15 protein-coding genes and 1 tRNA gene are annotated in these 16,887 nt (G+C 39.4%); 12 read left to right on the forward strand and 4 right to left on the reverse strand.

What is annotated here, in order from left to right; translation table 11 throughout:
* The first annotated feature begins 16 nt into the window (after nucleotides 1–16).
* Entirely contained in the window at nucleotides 17–916 is a 900-nt protein-coding gene (locus K348_RS0108095; RefSeq protein WP_029904464.1) for a PfkB family carbohydrate kinase, read from the forward strand.
* Between the two features lie 79 nt (nucleotides 917–995).
* Here K348_RS0108095 and K348_RS0108100 read toward each other — a convergent pair whose 3' ends face one another.
* Nucleotides 996–2,207, reverse strand: coding sequence for an MFS transporter (locus K348_RS0108100; protein WP_029904465.1), 1,212 nt, complete (start codon nucleotides 2,205–2,207; stop codon nucleotides 996–998).
* Nucleotides 2,208–2,683: 476 nt separating this feature from the next.
* Here K348_RS0108100 and K348_RS0108105 point away from each other — a divergent pair, with 476 nt between their 5' ends.
* Nucleotides 2,684–4,063: an aminopeptidase C gene (locus K348_RS0108105; protein ID WP_029904466.1), complete on the forward strand. Its 1,380-nt coding sequence runs from the start codon at nucleotides 2,684–2,686 to the stop codon at nucleotides 4,061–4,063.
* 294 nt (nucleotides 4,064–4,357) lie between these two features.
* Here K348_RS0108105 and prmA read toward each other — a convergent pair whose 3' ends face one another.
* Entirely contained in the window at nucleotides 4,358–5,200 is an 843-nt protein-coding gene (prmA, locus tag K348_RS0108110) for a 50S ribosomal protein L11 methyltransferase (RefSeq protein ID WP_029904467.1), read from the reverse strand.
* A 153-nt stretch (nucleotides 5,201–5,353) separates the two neighbouring features.
* Here prmA and K348_RS0108115 point away from each other — a divergent pair, with 153 nt between their 5' ends.
* Nucleotides 5,354–6,049, forward strand: coding sequence for a DUF554 domain-containing protein (locus K348_RS0108115; protein WP_029904468.1), 696 nt, complete (start codon nucleotides 5,354–5,356; stop codon nucleotides 6,047–6,049).
* Between the two features lie 68 nt (nucleotides 6,050–6,117).
* Here the strand turns inward: K348_RS0108115 and K348_RS0108120 are convergent, their stop codons facing one another.
* Together K348_RS0108120 and K348_RS0108130 are read right to left on the reverse strand one after the other, a co-directional pair.
* Nucleotides 6,118–6,624 carry a DUF4252 domain-containing protein gene (locus tag K348_RS0108120; protein ID WP_029904469.1) on the reverse strand — a complete coding sequence of 169 codons (507 nt, stop codon included), beginning with the start codon at nucleotides 6,622–6,624 and terminating at the stop codon, nucleotides 6,118–6,120.
* Between the two features lie 204 nt (nucleotides 6,625–6,828).
* A tRNA-His gene (locus tag K348_RS0108130) sits at nucleotides 6,829–6,904 on the reverse strand.
* 220 nt (nucleotides 6,905–7,124) lie between these two features.
* Here K348_RS0108130 and K348_RS0108135 point away from each other — a divergent pair.
* The 9 genes from K348_RS0108135 (at nucleotide 7,125) to K348_RS0108175 (ending at nucleotide 16,869) form a co-directional block, all read left to right on the forward strand.
* Nucleotides 7,125–8,369, forward strand: a complete 1,245-nt coding sequence (locus K348_RS0108135; RefSeq protein WP_029904470.1) for a dicarboxylate/amino acid:cation symporter — start codon at nucleotides 7,125–7,127, stop codon at nucleotides 8,367–8,369.
* A 12-nt stretch (nucleotides 8,370–8,381) separates the two neighbouring features.
* On the forward strand, nucleotides 8,382–10,220 hold the full coding sequence (locus K348_RS0108140; RefSeq protein WP_029904471.1) for a membrane dipeptidase: 1,839 nt from the start codon (nucleotides 8,382–8,384) through the stop codon (nucleotides 10,218–10,220).
* A 73-nt stretch (nucleotides 10,221–10,293) separates the two neighbouring features.
* Nucleotides 10,294–11,088 carry a thymidylate synthase gene (locus K348_RS0108145; protein WP_029904472.1) on the forward strand — a complete coding sequence of 265 codons (795 nt, stop codon included), beginning with the start codon at nucleotides 10,294–10,296 and terminating at the stop codon, nucleotides 11,086–11,088.
* 92 nt (nucleotides 11,089–11,180) lie between these two features.
* Nucleotides 11,181–12,902, forward strand: coding sequence for a hypothetical protein (locus tag K348_RS0108150; protein ID WP_029904473.1), 1,722 nt, complete (start codon nucleotides 11,181–11,183; stop codon nucleotides 12,900–12,902).
* 222 nt (nucleotides 12,903–13,124) lie between these two features.
* Complete coding sequence (rplM, locus tag K348_RS0108155; RefSeq protein ID WP_029904474.1) at nucleotides 13,125–13,580, forward strand: 50S ribosomal protein L13; 456 nt, start codon at nucleotides 13,125–13,127, stop codon at nucleotides 13,578–13,580.
* Nucleotides 13,581–13,586: 6 nt separating this feature from the next.
* Nucleotides 13,587–13,973 (forward strand): 30S ribosomal protein S9, encoded by a 387-nt coding sequence (rpsI, locus tag K348_RS0108160; RefSeq protein ID WP_029904475.1) that lies wholly within the window; start codon nucleotides 13,587–13,589, stop codon nucleotides 13,971–13,973.
* A gap of 193 nt (nucleotides 13,974–14,166) precedes the next feature.
* Complete coding sequence (rpsB, locus tag K348_RS0108165) at nucleotides 14,167–15,024, forward strand: 30S ribosomal protein S2 (RefSeq protein ID WP_029904476.1); 858 nt, start codon at nucleotides 14,167–14,169, stop codon at nucleotides 15,022–15,024.
* Nucleotides 15,025–15,220: 196 nt separating this feature from the next.
* The gene (tsf, locus tag K348_RS0108170; RefSeq protein ID WP_029904477.1) at nucleotides 15,221–16,045 is read left to right on the forward strand and encodes a translation elongation factor Ts; all 825 of its coding nucleotides are present in this window, start codon (nucleotides 15,221–15,223) and stop codon (nucleotides 16,043–16,045) included.
* Between the two features lie 146 nt (nucleotides 16,046–16,191).
* On the forward strand, nucleotides 16,192–16,869 hold the full coding sequence (locus tag K348_RS0108175) for a hypothetical protein (protein ID WP_029904478.1): 678 nt from the start codon (nucleotides 16,192–16,194) through the stop codon (nucleotides 16,867–16,869).
* Nucleotides 16,870–16,887: the final 18 nt, after the last annotated feature.

The raw sequence follows: 16,887 nt of genomic DNA on the forward strand, positions 1-16,887 counted from the left end.
CTCAAAATACAGAATAATGCATAAACATGATCTTTGCTGTGTAGGGCACATCACTTTGGATAAAGTTGTTACGCCCAAACGGACGGTGCATATGCCCGGAGGCACGGCTTTTTACTTTTCGCAGGCTATCCGCCATTTCGACGATATAGATTATTTTCTGGTAACGTCACTCGCAGAGTCGGAAATGAGAGTTGTAGACGATCTGCGGTCTAAAGGTGTCGATACACAGGTTATTCCCAGCCGAAACTCAGTATATTTCGAAAATATTTACGGAGAAAATCAGGATAATCGTACACAGCGGGTTTTGGCAAAAGCCGACCCTTTTTCAATAGACGGCTTTAAGGATGTAGATGCAAAGATATTTCTTTTGGGCGCATTGCTTGCCGATGATTTTCCGCTCGAATTGCTTGAATTCCTTTCCACAAAAGGTTTAATTGCTGTAGATTCGCAGGGTTATCTGCGTGAGGTTCGCGATCAGAATGTTTACCCGATAGACTGGAAGAATAAATTGGAAACACTGAAGCATGTGCATATACTGAAAGTCAACGAACTGGAAATGGAAGTGCTGACAGGTTCATCAGATATTAAACAGGCAGCACAGCAATTATACGATTGGGGCGTGAAGGAAGTCCTTGTTACTCTCGGCAGCATTGGTTCAGTTATTTACGACGGAAAAGAGTTTTATAAAATACCTGCGTACAAGCCGACCGAAGTGGTCGACGCTACAGGTTGCGGCGATACGTATGTAACAGGATATCTGTACAAGCGTGCAAAAGGAGCAGGCATAGAAGAAGCCGGAAAGTTTGCCGCAGCTATGGCAACAATAAAAATCGAAGGGTCGGGACCTTTCTGCGGAACAAAAGAAGATGTGGAAAGAAGGATAAATACGGCGGAGAATATTTTTCCGGAGTTGTAAGAGGTTATAAATATCATATATAATAAAAAAGCATCCGTTATGAGGATGCTTTTTGTTTCTGTTATAATGTATTTCTTATTTACTTTCTCAATGCTTTGCCAAAAGCAGCGATAATTACAATACATCCGCCTAATAATCCGACAGCCAGATAAGCCCATTCCAACCCGTAACCGTCGGATATAGCGCCCACTAATAGCGGAGCAACCAACGGCCCTATAAAGCTTATACTCGACATGATAGTAAGGGCGATACCTACCGGCGTAGTTGCTTTATCACCGACTATACTATATAAGGTCGGTACTACGCACGATATTCCCAGTCCAATCAGCATAAAGCCAATGGAATTTATAACTACTTTCAATATCAGCGTATCTGCAGTATGGATGAACAGCGAAGAAATAACAAACCCGGCTAAAATCAAAGCACCCGCTATTTTGAGCACGGTTGTTTTTTGCCAGATGCGGTATGCATAGTTAGTCAGCATACGGCCTGAGAACATCATCACCATAAATACAAGGAAACCGACCTGCAGCGATTCCGGAGCTTTTATCACCGACTGGAAATATACATCGCTCCATTCGAACATCGTATTTTCTACTATCAGCGCAAGCAACCATATCAGACCGAGTTGAATAAGCAATGTTTCAGGCCAGCGGAATCCTTTTTTCTTTTCAGTGATCTTCTCTTCCTGTTTTTCTTCTGCATTTGTAGCTTTAGGTTCCTGCAAGTATTTGTAATTGATAAATATAACTACCAAAGCTAATACCGATATTATGGCAAAATGGTAAAATGTACCCACTTTCAGGTTGATCATTCCGTATCCTATCAATGCCCCGATACAGGCGGCAAGGCTCCAGCTGGCATGGAAAGTGGCGATTATCGGCCTGCCGTAAATCCGTTCCACTTCAATTGCCTGTGTATTCAGTGAAATATCGGTCATATTCCAGAATGTACCGAACAGGAACATGGCTATTCCCAGCCCGGTAATACCCGGCATGAGGCTGACCAGAAACAGCGAAAGGCTATATCCTGTAATGCTTATCAGTACAGTCTTTTTACTCCCTATACGCGGCAACAGGAAACCCACCAGAGGTATAGCGATAAATTTGCCTATCGGGATCAGGAACATCAGTAACCCGTAATGCAGGTAGCTTTCTACATTGAAATCCCTCTTTATATCAGGTAGCCTGCTTGCCCAGCTGGCAAAGCACATTCCCTGAGCAATGAAAAGGGACATGACGGCATAACGTATTCTTTGTTTGGAGTATGTTGCGGATTCTGTTCCGGTCATTTTACAGTGTGTTTTTAATAAGATGCTGCAAAGATAGATTCTTTAGTGTAAAATCGTTGTATGTCAGCCGATTTTTATAGTAAATATTTATCTATATTGTTTTAGCCGGTAGCTTATAGCTGTTAGCCGATAGCTCTTTGATTTTTTTTAATTGACAGTTGATATGTTGAATGTTGAAAGTGTGTTGTGGGCTACTCATTGTCAACTATTCACTGTAACGTTACTTTTGTTACCTTTTAACTATATATTGTTAATTTATGTGAGTACGGTATCTGTTTTTCTACATCAAGCGAGACGAAGTAAAAAAAGCTAATGGCTAAAAGCTAACAGCTAATAGCTGAAAAAAGTTACTTTCGTTACTTTTTAACATAATATAGTTAATAAATGTAAATAGGGTTTATTAACCGTTCATTATTAATTATTCATCGATTTCTGCTATTTTTGTAATACTAAACTATTAAATGAATTATCTATCTATGAAAAAAATTATATTGACAGGAGCCTTGTTATTTACGGCAGTGTTTCTTTCTGCGCAAAGTATAGCGGAAAGTGATCTGCAGGACATTCAATCGAGTTTCAAACGGGATGCATCTACCAAAGCAATCCAGAATATTCTGACTACGAATGCTAATATAACAGCCAATGCACTGAATCATGACCTGCAAGGGCAAATAGATCATTATTTCCGATACAGGGTCAAGGTAAGGGGGATTACCGACCAGAAGAGTTCGGGTCGTTGCTGGATGTTCACTTCAATGAACGTGCTGCGTCCGTCGATAATGGAGAAATATAATATCAGCGAGTTCGACTTTTCCCATAATTACCTTTATTTCTGGGATATATTTGAAAAGGCGAACTTATTCCTCGAAAATATTATAGGTACAAGCAAAGAATCATTTGGCGACAGGGCGGTAGAATATCTTTTCAAATCTCCTGTAAGTGACGGCGGCGTGTGGAACCTGTATTACAATGCAGGAGAGAAATACGGGGTTGTGCCCAAAGAAATAATGCCTGAGACGGCACATTCCAATAATACAAGACAAATGCTTGGATTAGTGAATGAAAAGCTTCGTGCGGGAGGTTATGCTATAAGGGAGCAGGCAGCATCGGGGAAGAAGCTGAATGATCTGCGGAAAGAAAAGACAGTTATACTTAAAGATGTATACCGCATTCTTGCATTATGCCTAGGTGAACCGCCTACAGAATTTACATGGAGATATAAAGACCGTAACGGGGTAATAAAAGAGTTGAGAAATTACACTCCGAAACAGTTTTATAAAGCCATTACACCGGAAGATTACTCGCCTGACAATTATATTATGGTGATGAACGACCCTACAAGGGAATATTATAAAATGTACGAAATACAGAATTATAAAAATACGATAGAAGGTATTAACTGGATATATCTGAACCTGCCGAATGAAGACATTAAGAAAGCAGCGCTTGCATCTATAAAGAACGATGAAGCTATGTATGCTTCGTGCGATGTGGGTAAGCAGATGAACCGTGAATCGGGTATTCTCGATCCTTCGATGTATGATTACCAGTCGCTGTTGGGAGTGGATTTATCGATGGATAAAAAGGCGCGAATTCTGACCCGTCAGAGCGGATCGAGCCATGCCATGACATTGATCGGCTGCGATACCGATGTTAGCGATTCTCCGGTGAAATGGGAATTTGAAAACAGTTGGGGTGCTTCGTCGGGCAACAGGGGATATCTGACATTTACCGACAAATGGTTCGATGAGTACATGTTCCGGCTTGTAGTGCACAAAAAGTATCTGGATGCGAAAGCAGTGGAATGTTTAAGCCAGAAGCCAATACAGTTGCCGATGTGGGATTATATGAACTGAAAAGAATAGTGGCTGAAAATCAAGTGTATAAGATTCAGGTAGGATTTATCTTTTTTCTTTACGAAGAATGAATGTAATGTTAAAATGGTTTAATATATATAGGTTTTAGGTGTCGAAATGTTAGCATAATTTATAAAAAATATGTTTTATAATATGTTTTTTTATTTGGTGAGGTTCGTTTTATGTCGTTCCTTTGTACCGATAACCAAACAATCTTTATTTACCTTAAGCCTAATACCTAATTTAACTCACACATAAGAGGAGGTTTCTAAAAGGAGCCTCCTCTTATGTCTTTTATGCCATTTTAGTAAACTTTACCGCCACCCAGTTGTCTTTGGTTATATTGTTGTTAAATACCAGCCCGTTTCTTTGGCACTCTTCTTGTATGGCAGGTATATCCTCTTCATAGAAGCCACTCATAAATAGACAGCCTCCGGCATTGAGTACCGAAGAATATACATGGATGTCATTTAGTAAGATATTGCGGTTGATATTTGCCAATATGATATCGTAACTGTTGCCGCCGAGTAATTCCGCCCCGCCTATTTCTACCGATACGTTTTCGATATAGTTAAACTTCAGGTTCTCGATAGCATTGTCGTATGCCCATTTGTCGATGTCTATAGCGGTTATTGGATTTGCGCCGCACATAGAGGCTAATATCGCAAGTATGGCTGTACCGGTGCCCATATCTAATACAGACTTCCCTGCGAAATCATTATTCAGGATTTCCCTTATCATTAACTCGGTTGTCTGGTGATGTCCTGTACCGAAAGCCATTTTTGGGTCGATATATATATTGTATTCATATGTAGCGGGTACATTGTGGAAGGTACTCTGGATAATGCAACGGTTGTCTATAATCAGAGGCTGGAAGTAGTTCTTCTCCCATTCTTCGTTCCAGTTTTTATCTTCTATACTTTTGAAAGTGTAGATGATTTCCGCTTCGATGGGCAATTCGTTCAGTACTCTGTCGAGTTCCGGAACATCGAACAAGCTACTTTGTATATATGCAGTTGTTCCGAGTTCGTCTTCGACAAAACTTTCGAAACCTATTTCTGCAATAGTCGCAGATAATACACTGTTGACAATCTCGTTATTGGGCGTACAGATGAATTTTACTTCTATATAGTTCATGACAATTTTAATTTGATGCAAAGGTACATTTATTATTTCACTTTTATTTTATCTATACAAACGGATATTTGCTTGAATATTTACCTTCAAAATAAAAATGAAAATATATTTTTTACTTTTGTGAGAAATAATCTGAACGGTGAAAAACTATTTATGATAGGGACGTTAATAAATACAGGAGCAATTATAGGAGGAAGTCTGCTGGGGCTGGCAATACACTCTCGCCTTTCTTCCAAAATGACAAATATTATTTTTCAGGGCATCGGGCTTGTCACTATGACGATAGGTATATCTATGGCCTTGAAAACTGAAAGTATGATTCTTGTATTGGTCAGTATTGTGTCCGGTGCCATTATAGGGCAGGGAATAGATATCGATAAATATATCCGTAAGTTTTCCGCTTATTTGCAATCCAAAAGTAAGGGTCTTAAAACGGATAGGGACGATACTTCCGACCGCTTTACCGAAGGTTTTATTACGGCATCTGTTCTGTTTTGTGCCGGTTCACTGGGGATATTAGGGGCAATAGAAGACGGAATAGGGAATTCTCCCGACCTGTTGGTGACAAAATCGATAATCGACGGTGTTTCCTCTGTGGCTTTGGCCGCTTCTTTCGGTATATGTATACTTTTCTCTTCCGTTCCCGTGCTGATTTATCAGGGAGGGATTACTTTATTCGCCGCGTTTATTATGCGTTATATGAGTGAAGATATGACTGCTAATATGACGGGAGTAGGGGGCATTCTGCTGATAGGGCTCGGTATCAGTATTCTTAAGATAAAGGATGTGAATGTGACAAATATGCTTCCTGCCTTAATTATCGTGGTGATACTTTCCTATTTCTTGTAAATAATGATTCTATTTACATAAAAAAGGGCCGAACATTATGCCGACCCGATATAAAGAGAAAGAAGGGTTTATTTTTTACCTTTTATGGCTGATTCTTGCAATGTTTTGAGAGCCTCTTCTTCAAAATTGCCTTTTGTTGAAAAGATTGTCACTTTTTTATTAGAAATTACTACAACACTGATTTCTTTACATATATTTCCTTGCTTAACAACAAATGCCTTCCCAACAATGTCAGACTCATTTGTATCTATCTCAGTATGTCCTGCTATTGTTCTGAATAGATCTATTGCTTCCTGGTAGAATTTGTCGAGATTGGGGTTCTTACCTTTATACTCTATATAGCAGCTTTCATCAGTTTGCATCAATATTTTTCCTTGTTGGCCACCGACCATATGCGCCATGGATTTTATGGTCTTCATTTGTTCTTTTGTTGAGATAGCAGATGTGAAGCCTTTAGTATTTTTATATTTACTAATTAGTTTATCGACTGGTTCCTGGGCCTGAATGGCGGATGAAAAAAGGAGTGTAATGATACAAAAAAGAGCAGGAAGAGTAATGCTTTTAAAATTTGTCATGTCTTTAATTATTAGTTTTGTTAGATGTGTTAGTTATAATTACAAAAGTCTATTCTCAAGCAGAATATCTGCAAAAGTATAAAATTTAACTTATAGAATAGAGAGTTATCTAAAATAAAAAGCATTATCTACTTTTCATTATTGAGGCAGATATTACTAAGTAGTATAAACAAAATAAGCTGCTATCTTAGCAGCTCATTTTCCGGGTGAAAGACGGGGCTCGAACCCGCGACCTTCGGAACCACAATCCGACGCTCTAACCAACTGAGCTACGATCACCATTTTTGCAATTGCGGTGCAAATATATGTATTTTTATTGTAATAACAAGAGATACGAAAGAAAAAATATTTTATCTATACTATAGAAATTTTGAAGATAAAGACTATCAGAAACATGCTTATTGAACAAAATATAATTTAAATTTTAAAGAATTAAAAAATTTAGGCTTTCTCACCTCGAAAGTGTATTTTTGTAAACAGACTTTTTATCTGTTTTTTGAATGAGCATACTAAAGAATTACGCATTCACCCTGTTGCTGCTTGGGGGGATATTGACAGGCGGTATATGCGGCATCGTCTTCGGGGAAGATGCTTCCGTAGTGAAGCCGGTAGGGGATATATTCCTCAATCTGATGTTTGTACTGATAGTGCCTCTGGTATTTTTTAGCGTGTCGTCGTCAATCTGCAATATGAAGCGGTCGAATGTTGTAGGAAAAGTAGTGACGAATATCATAGTCGTTTTCCTGCTTACGTCGGTCATAGCTGCGGTAGTAGCTTACCTTTTCACTTTGTTCTATAATCCGCTGGAAGGTGTCAGCCGGACGGATGTTTCGACTGTTATGCCGGAGCAGGTAGTAAGACAACTGACATCCGCAGAGATATTTGTCAATTTGTTTACAGTATCTGACTTTCAGCAACTGTTCACCAAATCGAACCTGTTGCCCCTGATTATATTCTCTATATTCTTCGGCTTAGCTACGGCATTTTCTAAGGAGAAAGGAAAGGTAGTCGCTGATTTATTGAACTCGGTAAATAACATCATACTGAAAATGATGGGTATTATTATGCTGGCAGCACCTGTAGGATTGGGATGCTACTTTGCCGATACAGTAGGTAAACTGGGCGGGCAGATACTGAACGGTTATATGCATGTGTTTATCCTTTACCTGATATTGACGGGTATATCGTTCTTTGTGCTTAATTCTGTATACGTGCTGCTGGCAGGCGGACGCAAGGCTTTTTTCACTTTCTGGCGCAATATTCCTACACCGTCACTGATGGCAATTGCTACTTCGTCGAGTGCAGCCTGTATACCAGTGAATATTGAGGCATCGAAACGGATGGGTGTTTCTGAGAGCATTGCTGAAACGGTTATTCCTTTGGGAACGAATATCCATAAGGACGGTTCGGTAATGGCGGGAGTATTGAAAGTAATATTCCTTTTCTCTATATTCGGACACGAACTTACTTCGTCTTCCAACATGTTCATGATTATCGGAATGGCGCTTCTGGTAGGGGCAGTGATGGGAGCAATACCCAGTGGGGGAATGACGGGAGAATTGCTGATATGTTCCGTGTTCGGTTTTTCACCTGAATTGGCAGGAACACTTATGATTATCAGTACTATTGTGGATATTCCGGCTACATTGCTCAATTCGACCGGAAATGTAGTGAGCGCCGTATTGGTAGCCCGACTGACGGAAGGAAAAGCCTGGATTAAGAATAAAATAACGCAAACAGAATAGACCAAACAACAAATGAGAAAGATTACATCGATATTATTCACATTATCCTTATTAATAACCGGATATGCCAAAGGGCAAGTTGCAGAAACGCCGGATTTATCAGCTCTTTACAAATCGATAGATTCGGAAGTAAATCCGAATCAAAAATCAGCCCCGCTTATCGGTATATCAGCCGGTCGCACAAAAACCGGAAGCTCGGTTGTGCAATGGACGTATATCGAAGCGGTAGTTAAAGCAGGCGGTAAACCCTTTATTATTCCGGTTATAAAAGATGCAACTATGCTCAGGGATATGGTAAAAGACCTCGACGGGCTGATAATGATTGGGGGAGAGGATATAAATCCGCCGTATTATAAAGAAAAGGCCATACCAAAAATGAATGATATAGACTCTGTCCGCGATATTTATGATTTTACTCTATTGAAACTGGCTACCGACCGCAATGTGCCCGTACTCGGTATTTGCAGGGGAATACAATTAATCAATGTAGCTTTTGGCGGAACGCTCTATCAGGATATACCCACTCAACTGAAGGATAAAAGTGTAAACCATAAGCAGTCAGAACCGCGCGAAGTCGGTACACATACAATAAGCATAGAAAAAGATTCGAAACTCGCAGAGTTTCTCGGTGTGACAGAAGTGTCGGTAAATACGATGCATCATCAGGCAATAAAGAAAGTCGCGCCAAATTTTAAGTCGGTAGCTTCGACATCGGACGGTATTGTAGAAGCTATTGAGGCATATCCCAACCGTTCAATTATGGGAGTAGAATGGCATCCCGAGGGACATGTTTCAGGTGGCGATACTACTATGCTTAAACTGTTCAGATTTATAGTAAAAGAAGCAAATACTTTCCGTAAAGCCAAAGAACTACATCGACGTATCCTGTCGGTAGATACCCATTGCGATACTCCTACCGAATTCAAGAAGGCAGGACTCGATATAGGCAAACGCGAAGAGAATCAGGTGAACATTCCTAAAATGGAAGAAGGAATGCTCGATGCTATTTTCTTTGCCGCTTATACGGCGCAAGGCCCGCGTGACAAAGTCTCTTCACAAAAGGCGGTTGACAAAATAGAGAAATATATAAAAGATACGCATCAACAGGTAGAAAATAATAAGGAGATTTGTGGCATAGCATACAATACGGCTGACCTTATACGGCTGAAAAAAGAAGGGAAGAAAGCTATCTTTATCGGAATAGAAAACGGATACGGAATAGGAAAGGATATTTCGAATATTGCCCGTTTCAAAAAGATGGGAGTGAATTATATAACTCTTTGCCACACAAAAGACAATGATATTTGCGATACGTCTAGCGATACAAAGCATGAGTGGAACGGGTTAAGCCCTTTTGGTAAAGATGTGATTAAAGAAATGAACCGCCTGGGCGTATTGATTGATGTTTCTCATGTCGGGGAAAAGACATTCTGGGATGTGATTCAACTTTCTACGCAGCCGATTATAGCCTCACATTCATCCGTACAGGCGCTGTGCTATCACGACCGTAACCTCACCGATAAACAAATGCAGGCAATAGCCAAGAGTGGGGGAGTAATTCAGATATGCCTTGTCGACCTGTTTATAAATAAAGACCGTAAAAAAGCGAGCTTGACAGACGCTATAGACCATATAGACTATGCAGTGAAGGTGGCAGGTATCGACCATGTCGGCATCGCTTCCGATTTCGACGGTGGTGGCGGGCTTATCGGCTGTCAGGGAAATAACGATATGATAAATATTACTGTTAAGCTGATGGAAAGAGGTTATTCGGATGAAGATATAGCAAAAATATGGGGCGGCAATTTCCTTCGCGTACTTGATGAGGTGCAAAAGGGAGCGAAAGAATAGCGAAGTCAATCCTTTTTTTGCGACAAAATAATCGTATTTTTGTACTTTCCAACAGTAAAATATAAATCCACATATGAAGCAATATCACGACTTACTTAAACGTGTCCTTGCAGAGGGCATTCATAAAAGCGACCGCACGGGAACGGGTACAATCAGTGTATTTGGGCATCAGAGCCGCTACAATCTTGCAGATGGCTTTCCTGTGTTGACCACCAAGAAGCTGCATCTCAAATCAATTATATATGAACTGCTGTGGTTTCTTGCCGGGGATACCAATGCGAAATATCTACAGGAACACGGAGTCCGTATATGGAATGAGTGGGCCGATGAAAACGGTGATTTGGGACATATTTACGGATACCAGTGGCGTTCTTGGCCGGATTATAACGGCGGATTTATCGACCAGATAAGCGATGCGGTAAACACAATCAAGAATAATCCGGACTCGCGCCGTATCATTGTCAGTGCGTGGAATGTGGCCGATTTGCCGAATATGAATCTGCCGCCGTGTCATGCATTCTTCCAGTTTTATATTGCAGATGGTAGGTTAAGCCTGCAATTGTATCAGCGAAGTGCCGATATATTTTTAGGAGTGCCATTCAATATTGCTTCCTATGCTTTATTGCTGCAAATGATGGCACAGGTGACAGGGCTGGAAGCCGGAGACTTTGTTCACACGCTCGGTGATGCCCATATATATACCAATCATCTGGAGCAGGTAAATCTGCAGTTGACGCGCGATTTCCGTCCGTTACCGCGTATGGTAATCAATCCTGATGTGAAAAATATCTTCGATTTCAAATATGAAGATTTTCAACTGGAAGGATATGATCCGCACCCGCATATAAAAGGAGAGGTTGCTGTATAATAATTAGTAAATTTGAAAATTAGTAGATTTGAGAATGATTCTATTGTCTGATTTGCTAATTTACTAATCTGCTAATCTGCTAATTAAGAACAATGCTTGTAAATCTGCTCTCATGGATAGTAATATTTTTCGTCCTCTTTAGTTTTGGGGATATATTACTTTCATTGTATAATAAGGTTCGCAGACAAAAGGAAGAATATAATCTGTTAGACAGATTATTGATTGGACTATGCTCTTTAATTATTCCCTTATCCGTATGGTCGTTATGGCTTCCTTCCAATCAGATTTTTCTCTGTGTTATTTTAATCATATCGGCTGTTTATTGGATTATTTGGCGGAAGAGAGCAAGTAGTATTTTTGAGAATATAAAGGGATTGATGAACGGACTTTCTCAGGCACAAAAGGTTGTTTTATTGTCATTCATCTTATTCACCCTTTATTTCTTTTCGTGGCAACAGGAAGTGTATGACTCGTTATTCTACCATTATCAGAATATTCGCTGGAATGAAGAATACGCCGTTGTGCCGGGAGTAGCTAATCTTGATGACCGCTTCGGCTTCAACTCTAATTACTTTTTGCTGAGTGCCGTATTTACTTTCCGTTTTTTATTGCACGAAGCTGTATATCCGCTCCAGCCATTGATTGTTACCGCAATAGGATGTTGGATATTATATCAAGTATTTGTATCTAAATATGAGGTTAAGAGAGTAGTTATTCTTATCACTTATCTTTTACTATTCTGGGTTTCAATTACCTTTCTTGGAAATACCTCGACTGATATACTTCCTAACTTTATTTTATTCTATATTGTTGCACGGATTATTCTATATCCGCAACTATTGAAAGATAATTATTTGCTGGGTTTTATGCTTCCGGTTTTTCTCCTTACATGTAAGTTGTCTTTCTTTCCTGTGGGTTTAATCAGCCTCTATTTATTATACATGCTTATTAAGCAAAAGAAATACAAGGTTATTGTATTCTTATGTCTCATAAGTTTATTAATATTGGTTCCATGGTTAGTCAGAAATGTTATAATCTCCGGATATATAATTTACCCACTTTATCAACTCGATTTATTTTCATTCGACTGGAAAGTGCCGAAAGAAGTTGCTATCAGAGAGAAAGACTACATATTTGAGATAGGTTATTATTTTTTCAGGACTGCAGTCCGTTATCCTCATGAGAGTGTCAGGGATCCGCTGGTTATAAATATACTGACAAGTATTATATATTTGCTGTCTCTTTTATCGTTAGTAGTAATGACTTATTTATCCTTTAGGAAAAGGCGAAGTACAGAAGTATATATAAAGCTTCTTTTTGCTGTGTTTTTATTGACTATAGTGGTGTGGATGTTTGGTGGGCCGGATATTCGTTTTGTTGCAGGTGTATTGTGTGCTTTGATCATGACGGCAGGAGTCCTATTCGTTAGGAATAGTGGTAGACAGCTTTCTGCTTATGGAAAAACAACTGTTGCGATTTTCCTGATTGGTTTATTATTATGGCCTGTATATTGTTATCATGGCTTTCAAAAATATACAAAAGACGAAAAAGATTACCCTTTAGCGCACATTTTAGTAAAGCCATATTCAGTTATCGATCAGCATAAGGCGAAGGGCTTGGATATCACAGCTGATTTTATAGAGTATAAAATAAATAACGGACAATCTATGTGGATAAGTAAGGGATTTCCTTATGATATGCCTCCGCCTGTCAGTATTGGTAGTCATTACTCTAAGTTCTTACCGATAGAATGTGTTGAAGCACGAGGTGACTGTATACAGAGTGGTTACAGACCAAAACCGGATTGCAGATGAAAATCTACCAGTTATCTGCTAATTTACGAATCTGCTAATTATTTTCCCGCTATTATTCTTTGTTAATTCATTGATAATTTGTAATTTTGCGAGCCGATTATTACGAAATAAAACGTAAAAAATTGATTAGCAAACAATTATCGCTTATTATATCTTAGCTCGATAAGCGGATAAGAGTTGTGCGAGTCAAAAAAGTAATTAACCAAATTAATTTTTAAGTAAGTGGATACTTTAAGTTATAAGACCATTTCAGCGAACAAAGCAACCGTACAAAAAGAATGGGTTGTGATTGACGCAACAGGACAGACACTTGGACGCATGGCATCCAAAGTGGCCAAACTTCTGAGAGGGAAGTACAAACCGAGTTTTACTCCGCATGTAGACTGTGGCGACAACGTAATCATCATCAATGCTGATAAAGTTGTACTGACAGGGAACAAGTGGAACGATCGCGTGTATCTGAGATATACAGGCTACCCGGGAGGTCAGCGTGAAACTACTCCTGCCATGTTGATGGAAAAAGGAGCCGACCGTCTGGTACAGAAAGTTGTAAAAGGTATGTTGCCTAAGAACCGTCTTGGTGCAGCCCTTTTGAAAAACCTCTATGTATATGCAGGCACTGAGCACAAACATGAGGCTCAACAACCGAAAACAATAGATATTAACGCACTTAAATAATTATTAATGGAAGTAGTAAATGCAATAGGAAGACGCAAAGCTGCCATAGCTCGCGTATTCGTAAGCGAAGGAACCGGAAAAATAGTGATCAACAAACGTGAACTAGACAATTACTTCCCTTCAACTATTCTTCAATATGTTGTTAAACAGCCGCTAAACAAACTGGACGTTGCTGAGAAATACGACATCAAGATCAATCTTAACGGTGGCGGATATAAAGGACAGGCAGAAGCTGCACGCCTTGGTATTGCCCGTGCTCTGGTTAAGATCAACCCTGAAGATAAGCCTGCTCTTAGAGCTGAAGGATTTATGACTCGCGACCCACGTGTTGTTGAACGTAAAAAACCGGGACAACCAAAAGCAAGAAAAAGATTTCAGTTCTCAAAACGTTAATTTGGATATTATTTTACCCAATTACGCTTTTTGGGCTCTTGCGGCTTAAAAGTTATAAGTTGGTTAATATAAACGATGAGTCGGCCTCATCTCTAAAATTACGTTTAGTATCTAAATTGCCGGGACTTCTGAAAATGAGCTACCCGACAATTCGCTAACAGAAAAAGAAAGTAAACGAAACAAAAAACTAAAAATGGCTAAATTAGAATTCGACCAATTATTAGACGCTGGCGTACACTTCGGTCACTTGAAGAGAAAGTGGAACCCGGCAATGGCTCCTTACATTTTCATGGAGCGCAATGGTATCCACATCATTGACCTTTATAAAACAATTGCTAAGACCGAAGAGGCTGCTGCTGCTTTGAAGCAAATAGCTAAATCGGGCAAAAAAATATTGTTTGTTGCTACAAAGAAACAGGCAAAACAAGTTGTTACCGATCTGGCAACATCAGTGAACATGCCATACGTGGTAGAACGCTGGCCGGGTGGTATGTTGACAAACTTCCCTACAATCCGTAAGGCTGTGAAGAAGATGTCAACTATCGATAAAATGATGAAAGACGGAACTTTCGAGACATTGTCGAAAAGAGAAAGACTTCAGGTTACACGTCAGCGTGCAAAACTTGAAAAGACACTCGGTTCTATTCAGGATCTTACACGTCTTCCATCGGCATTATTCGTTGTAGACGTAATGAAAGAGCATATCGCAGTGAGAGAAGCTAACCGCCTTGGAATACCTGTATTTGCTATGGTAGATACAAACTCCAATCCGGATGATATCGATTTCGTTATCCCTGCAAATGATGATGCAGCAAAATCTATCGAACTTATACTTGGTAGCCTTTGTGAAGGTATCAAGCAAGGTCTTGAAGAAAGAAAGATCGAAAAAGCTGATTCAGCTGCTGCTGAAGCGCAGGACGAAGAAGGCGGCGCTCCAAGAAGAGAACGCAAAGCTAAAGCCGGTGCTAAAAAACCAGTAGTTGAAAAAGAAGATCAGGACGCAATCAACGCTGCTGTAGCTAGCAAGTTTGCGAAAGAAGACGAAGAGTAAATTAGAATAACGGACTAAGAACTAGCCTCTGAGAGTTTTCTTAGAGACTATTTCTTGGTCTTTTTTATCTAGTTACAAGTTACAGAGTTACGAGTTACAAGAATTGAAACTCGATTACTTGTAACTTGTAACTGCCCAAAGGGCGAGGTAACTCGTAACTTATAAAATTATAAACCATAAAATAAAAGTAAAAAACATGGCAATTTCTATGGCAGATATCCAACACCTACGCAAGATGACAGGCGCAGGTATGATGGATTGCAAAAATGCTTTGACAGAAGCAGAAGGAGATTTTGATAAGGCAATCGAAATAATTCGTAAAAAAGGACAGGCTTTTGCTGCAAAACGTGAAGACCGTGACGCAACAGAAGGTTGTGTACTTGCTGCAACAAGCGGTGATTTCGCTGCAATGGTGGCAGTAAATTGCGAAACAGACTTCGTGGCAATGAATGCCGATTTCGTAGGAATGACAAAAGCTATCCTCGATGCTGCATTGGCTAACAAGCCTGCTGATATGGATGCATTGAAAGCATTGAAAGTAGGTGACCGCACAGTTGCCGAACTTGTAACAGACAGAATGGGTGTTACAGGAGAAAAAATGGAACTGAACGTATTCGAACAGATTGCAGCTCCTACCGTTGTAGCATATATTCACCCGGGCAACAAACTTGCTGCTATTGTTGGCTTCAACAAAGCAAATATAGATGCTCAGGTAGCAAAAGATGTCGCAATGCAGATTGCTGCTATGAATCCTGTAGCTCTTGTTGCAGAAGAAGTGTCAGAAGAAATAAAGGAAAGAGAACTTAAGATAGCACGTGAAAAGGCTATTGAAGCAGGTAAGCCTGAAAATCTTCTGGATAAGATTGCAGAAGGTGCATTGCAGAAATTCTATAAGGAGTACACTCTTCTTCAACAGGAATTTGTGAAAAATCCAAAACAGACAGTTTCACAGTATCTTGCAGCTTATGATAAGGAATTAGCAGTTACAGCTTTCAAACGCTTTACATTGAACGCTGAATAAGAAATAACTAAATATTATCTTAAAATAGGCAAGTCTTTACAATAAGATTTGCCTATTTTTTTATCTTTACATTCAGAAAGACATTTTATTATATAAGACAATATAGAAAACCTGCTAAAATCAGGTAAATACTACACACAAAACCTATGAAAAACAGACTTATAATACTATTATTTTCCTTAATTCCTATTTTACCCTTAGTTTCTCAAAATAATAAAGATATACTTAAGTATCTGGATGACGGAGGAATAGCTACATCAAGATATATAGGGAAAATTAATTTGACTTCAATTTATGAAGGAGAGATTGGTATTAGCTTAGAGCGCCTTATCAGCGACAATTTTGCAATTGAAACAGGAGTGGGGTTGCTGTTACCTAATTACAAGGATCCTCTCTTTTATGATTTGCTATCCGATACCCATTCGGAAGATTTTACATTCAATGACCCTAAAACCGGTTACAGCATTATGATAAATCCGAAATATTATCTGAAGGAACTATCAGAGGGCTTTTATTGGGCTTTGCCTCTACGGTACAGGATATATCCGGGACAAATTCATCTTTTCGATTTCTCGATGAATGCAGGTATACAATGGGTGTGGGATTCGGGCATTGTCTTAGACTTTTCGGCCGGAATAGGTGCTACAATGCAGAATTCAAGAGATAAAAAATCTTATATATTCGATGCGGGCAACAAGGTTGATATAAATTGGGAAAGCAATAATATAGTACCGGGTAATGGCATTGAAAATTCCGAACCATCTAAGATAAGATTTCAAATACCGGTTTCTGTAAAGATAGGATATCGGTTCAAAAGCAAATAATGTTTACAAATACACAAA

The organism is Prevotella sp. 10(H) (genome assembly GCF_000711235.1).
Classification (GTDB): Bacteria; Bacteroidota; Bacteroidia; order Bacteroidales; family Dysgonomonadaceae; genus Dysgonomonas.

What these genes read in the sequence shown, in the direction of transcription:
- K348_RS0108140 (WP_029904471.1), top strand. Translation starts at nt 8,382, where the DNA reads ATGAGAAAGATTACATCGATATTATTCACATTATCCTTATTAATAACC.
- K348_RS0108135 (WP_029904470.1), top strand. Translation starts at nt 7,125, where the DNA reads ATGAGCATACTAAAGAATTACGCATTCACCCTGTTGCTGCTTGGGGGG.
- K348_RS0108150 (WP_029904473.1), top strand. Translation starts at nt 11,181, where the DNA reads ATGCTTGTAAATCTGCTCTCATGGATAGTAATATTTTTCGTCCTCTTT.
- K348_RS0108145 (WP_029904472.1), top strand. Translation starts at nt 10,294, where the DNA reads ATGAAGCAATATCACGACTTACTTAAACGTGTCCTTGCAGAGGGCATT.
- K348_RS0108175 (WP_029904478.1), top strand. Translation starts at nt 16,192, where the DNA reads ATGAAAAACAGACTTATAATACTATTATTTTCCTTAATTCCTATTTTA.
- rpsB (WP_029904476.1), top strand. Translation starts at nt 14,167, where the DNA reads ATGGCTAAATTAGAATTCGACCAATTATTAGACGCTGGCGTACACTTC.
- K348_RS0108120 (WP_029904469.1), bottom strand. Translation starts at nt 6,624, where the DNA reads ATGACAAATTTTAAAAGCATTACTCTTCCTGCTCTTTTTTGTATCATT.
- rpsI (WP_029904475.1), top strand. Translation starts at nt 13,587, where the DNA reads ATGGAAGTAGTAAATGCAATAGGAAGACGCAAAGCTGCCATAGCTCGC.
- tsf (WP_029904477.1), top strand. Translation starts at nt 15,221, where the DNA reads ATGGCAATTTCTATGGCAGATATCCAACACCTACGCAAGATGACAGGC.
- K348_RS0108095 (WP_029904464.1), top strand. Translation starts at nt 17, where the DNA reads ATGCATAAACATGATCTTTGCTGTGTAGGGCACATCACTTTGGATAAA.
- K348_RS0108100 (WP_029904465.1), bottom strand. Translation starts at nt 2,207, where the DNA reads ATGACCGGAACAGAATCCGCAACATACTCCAAACAAAGAATACGTTAT.
- prmA (WP_029904467.1), bottom strand. Translation starts at nt 5,200, where the DNA reads ATGAACTATATAGAAGTAAAATTCATCTGTACGCCCAATAACGAGATT.
- K348_RS0108115 (WP_029904468.1), top strand. Translation starts at nt 5,354, where the DNA reads ATGATAGGGACGTTAATAAATACAGGAGCAATTATAGGAGGAAGTCTG.
- K348_RS0108105 (WP_029904466.1), top strand. Translation starts at nt 2,684, where the DNA reads ATGAAAAAAATTATATTGACAGGAGCCTTGTTATTTACGGCAGTGTTT.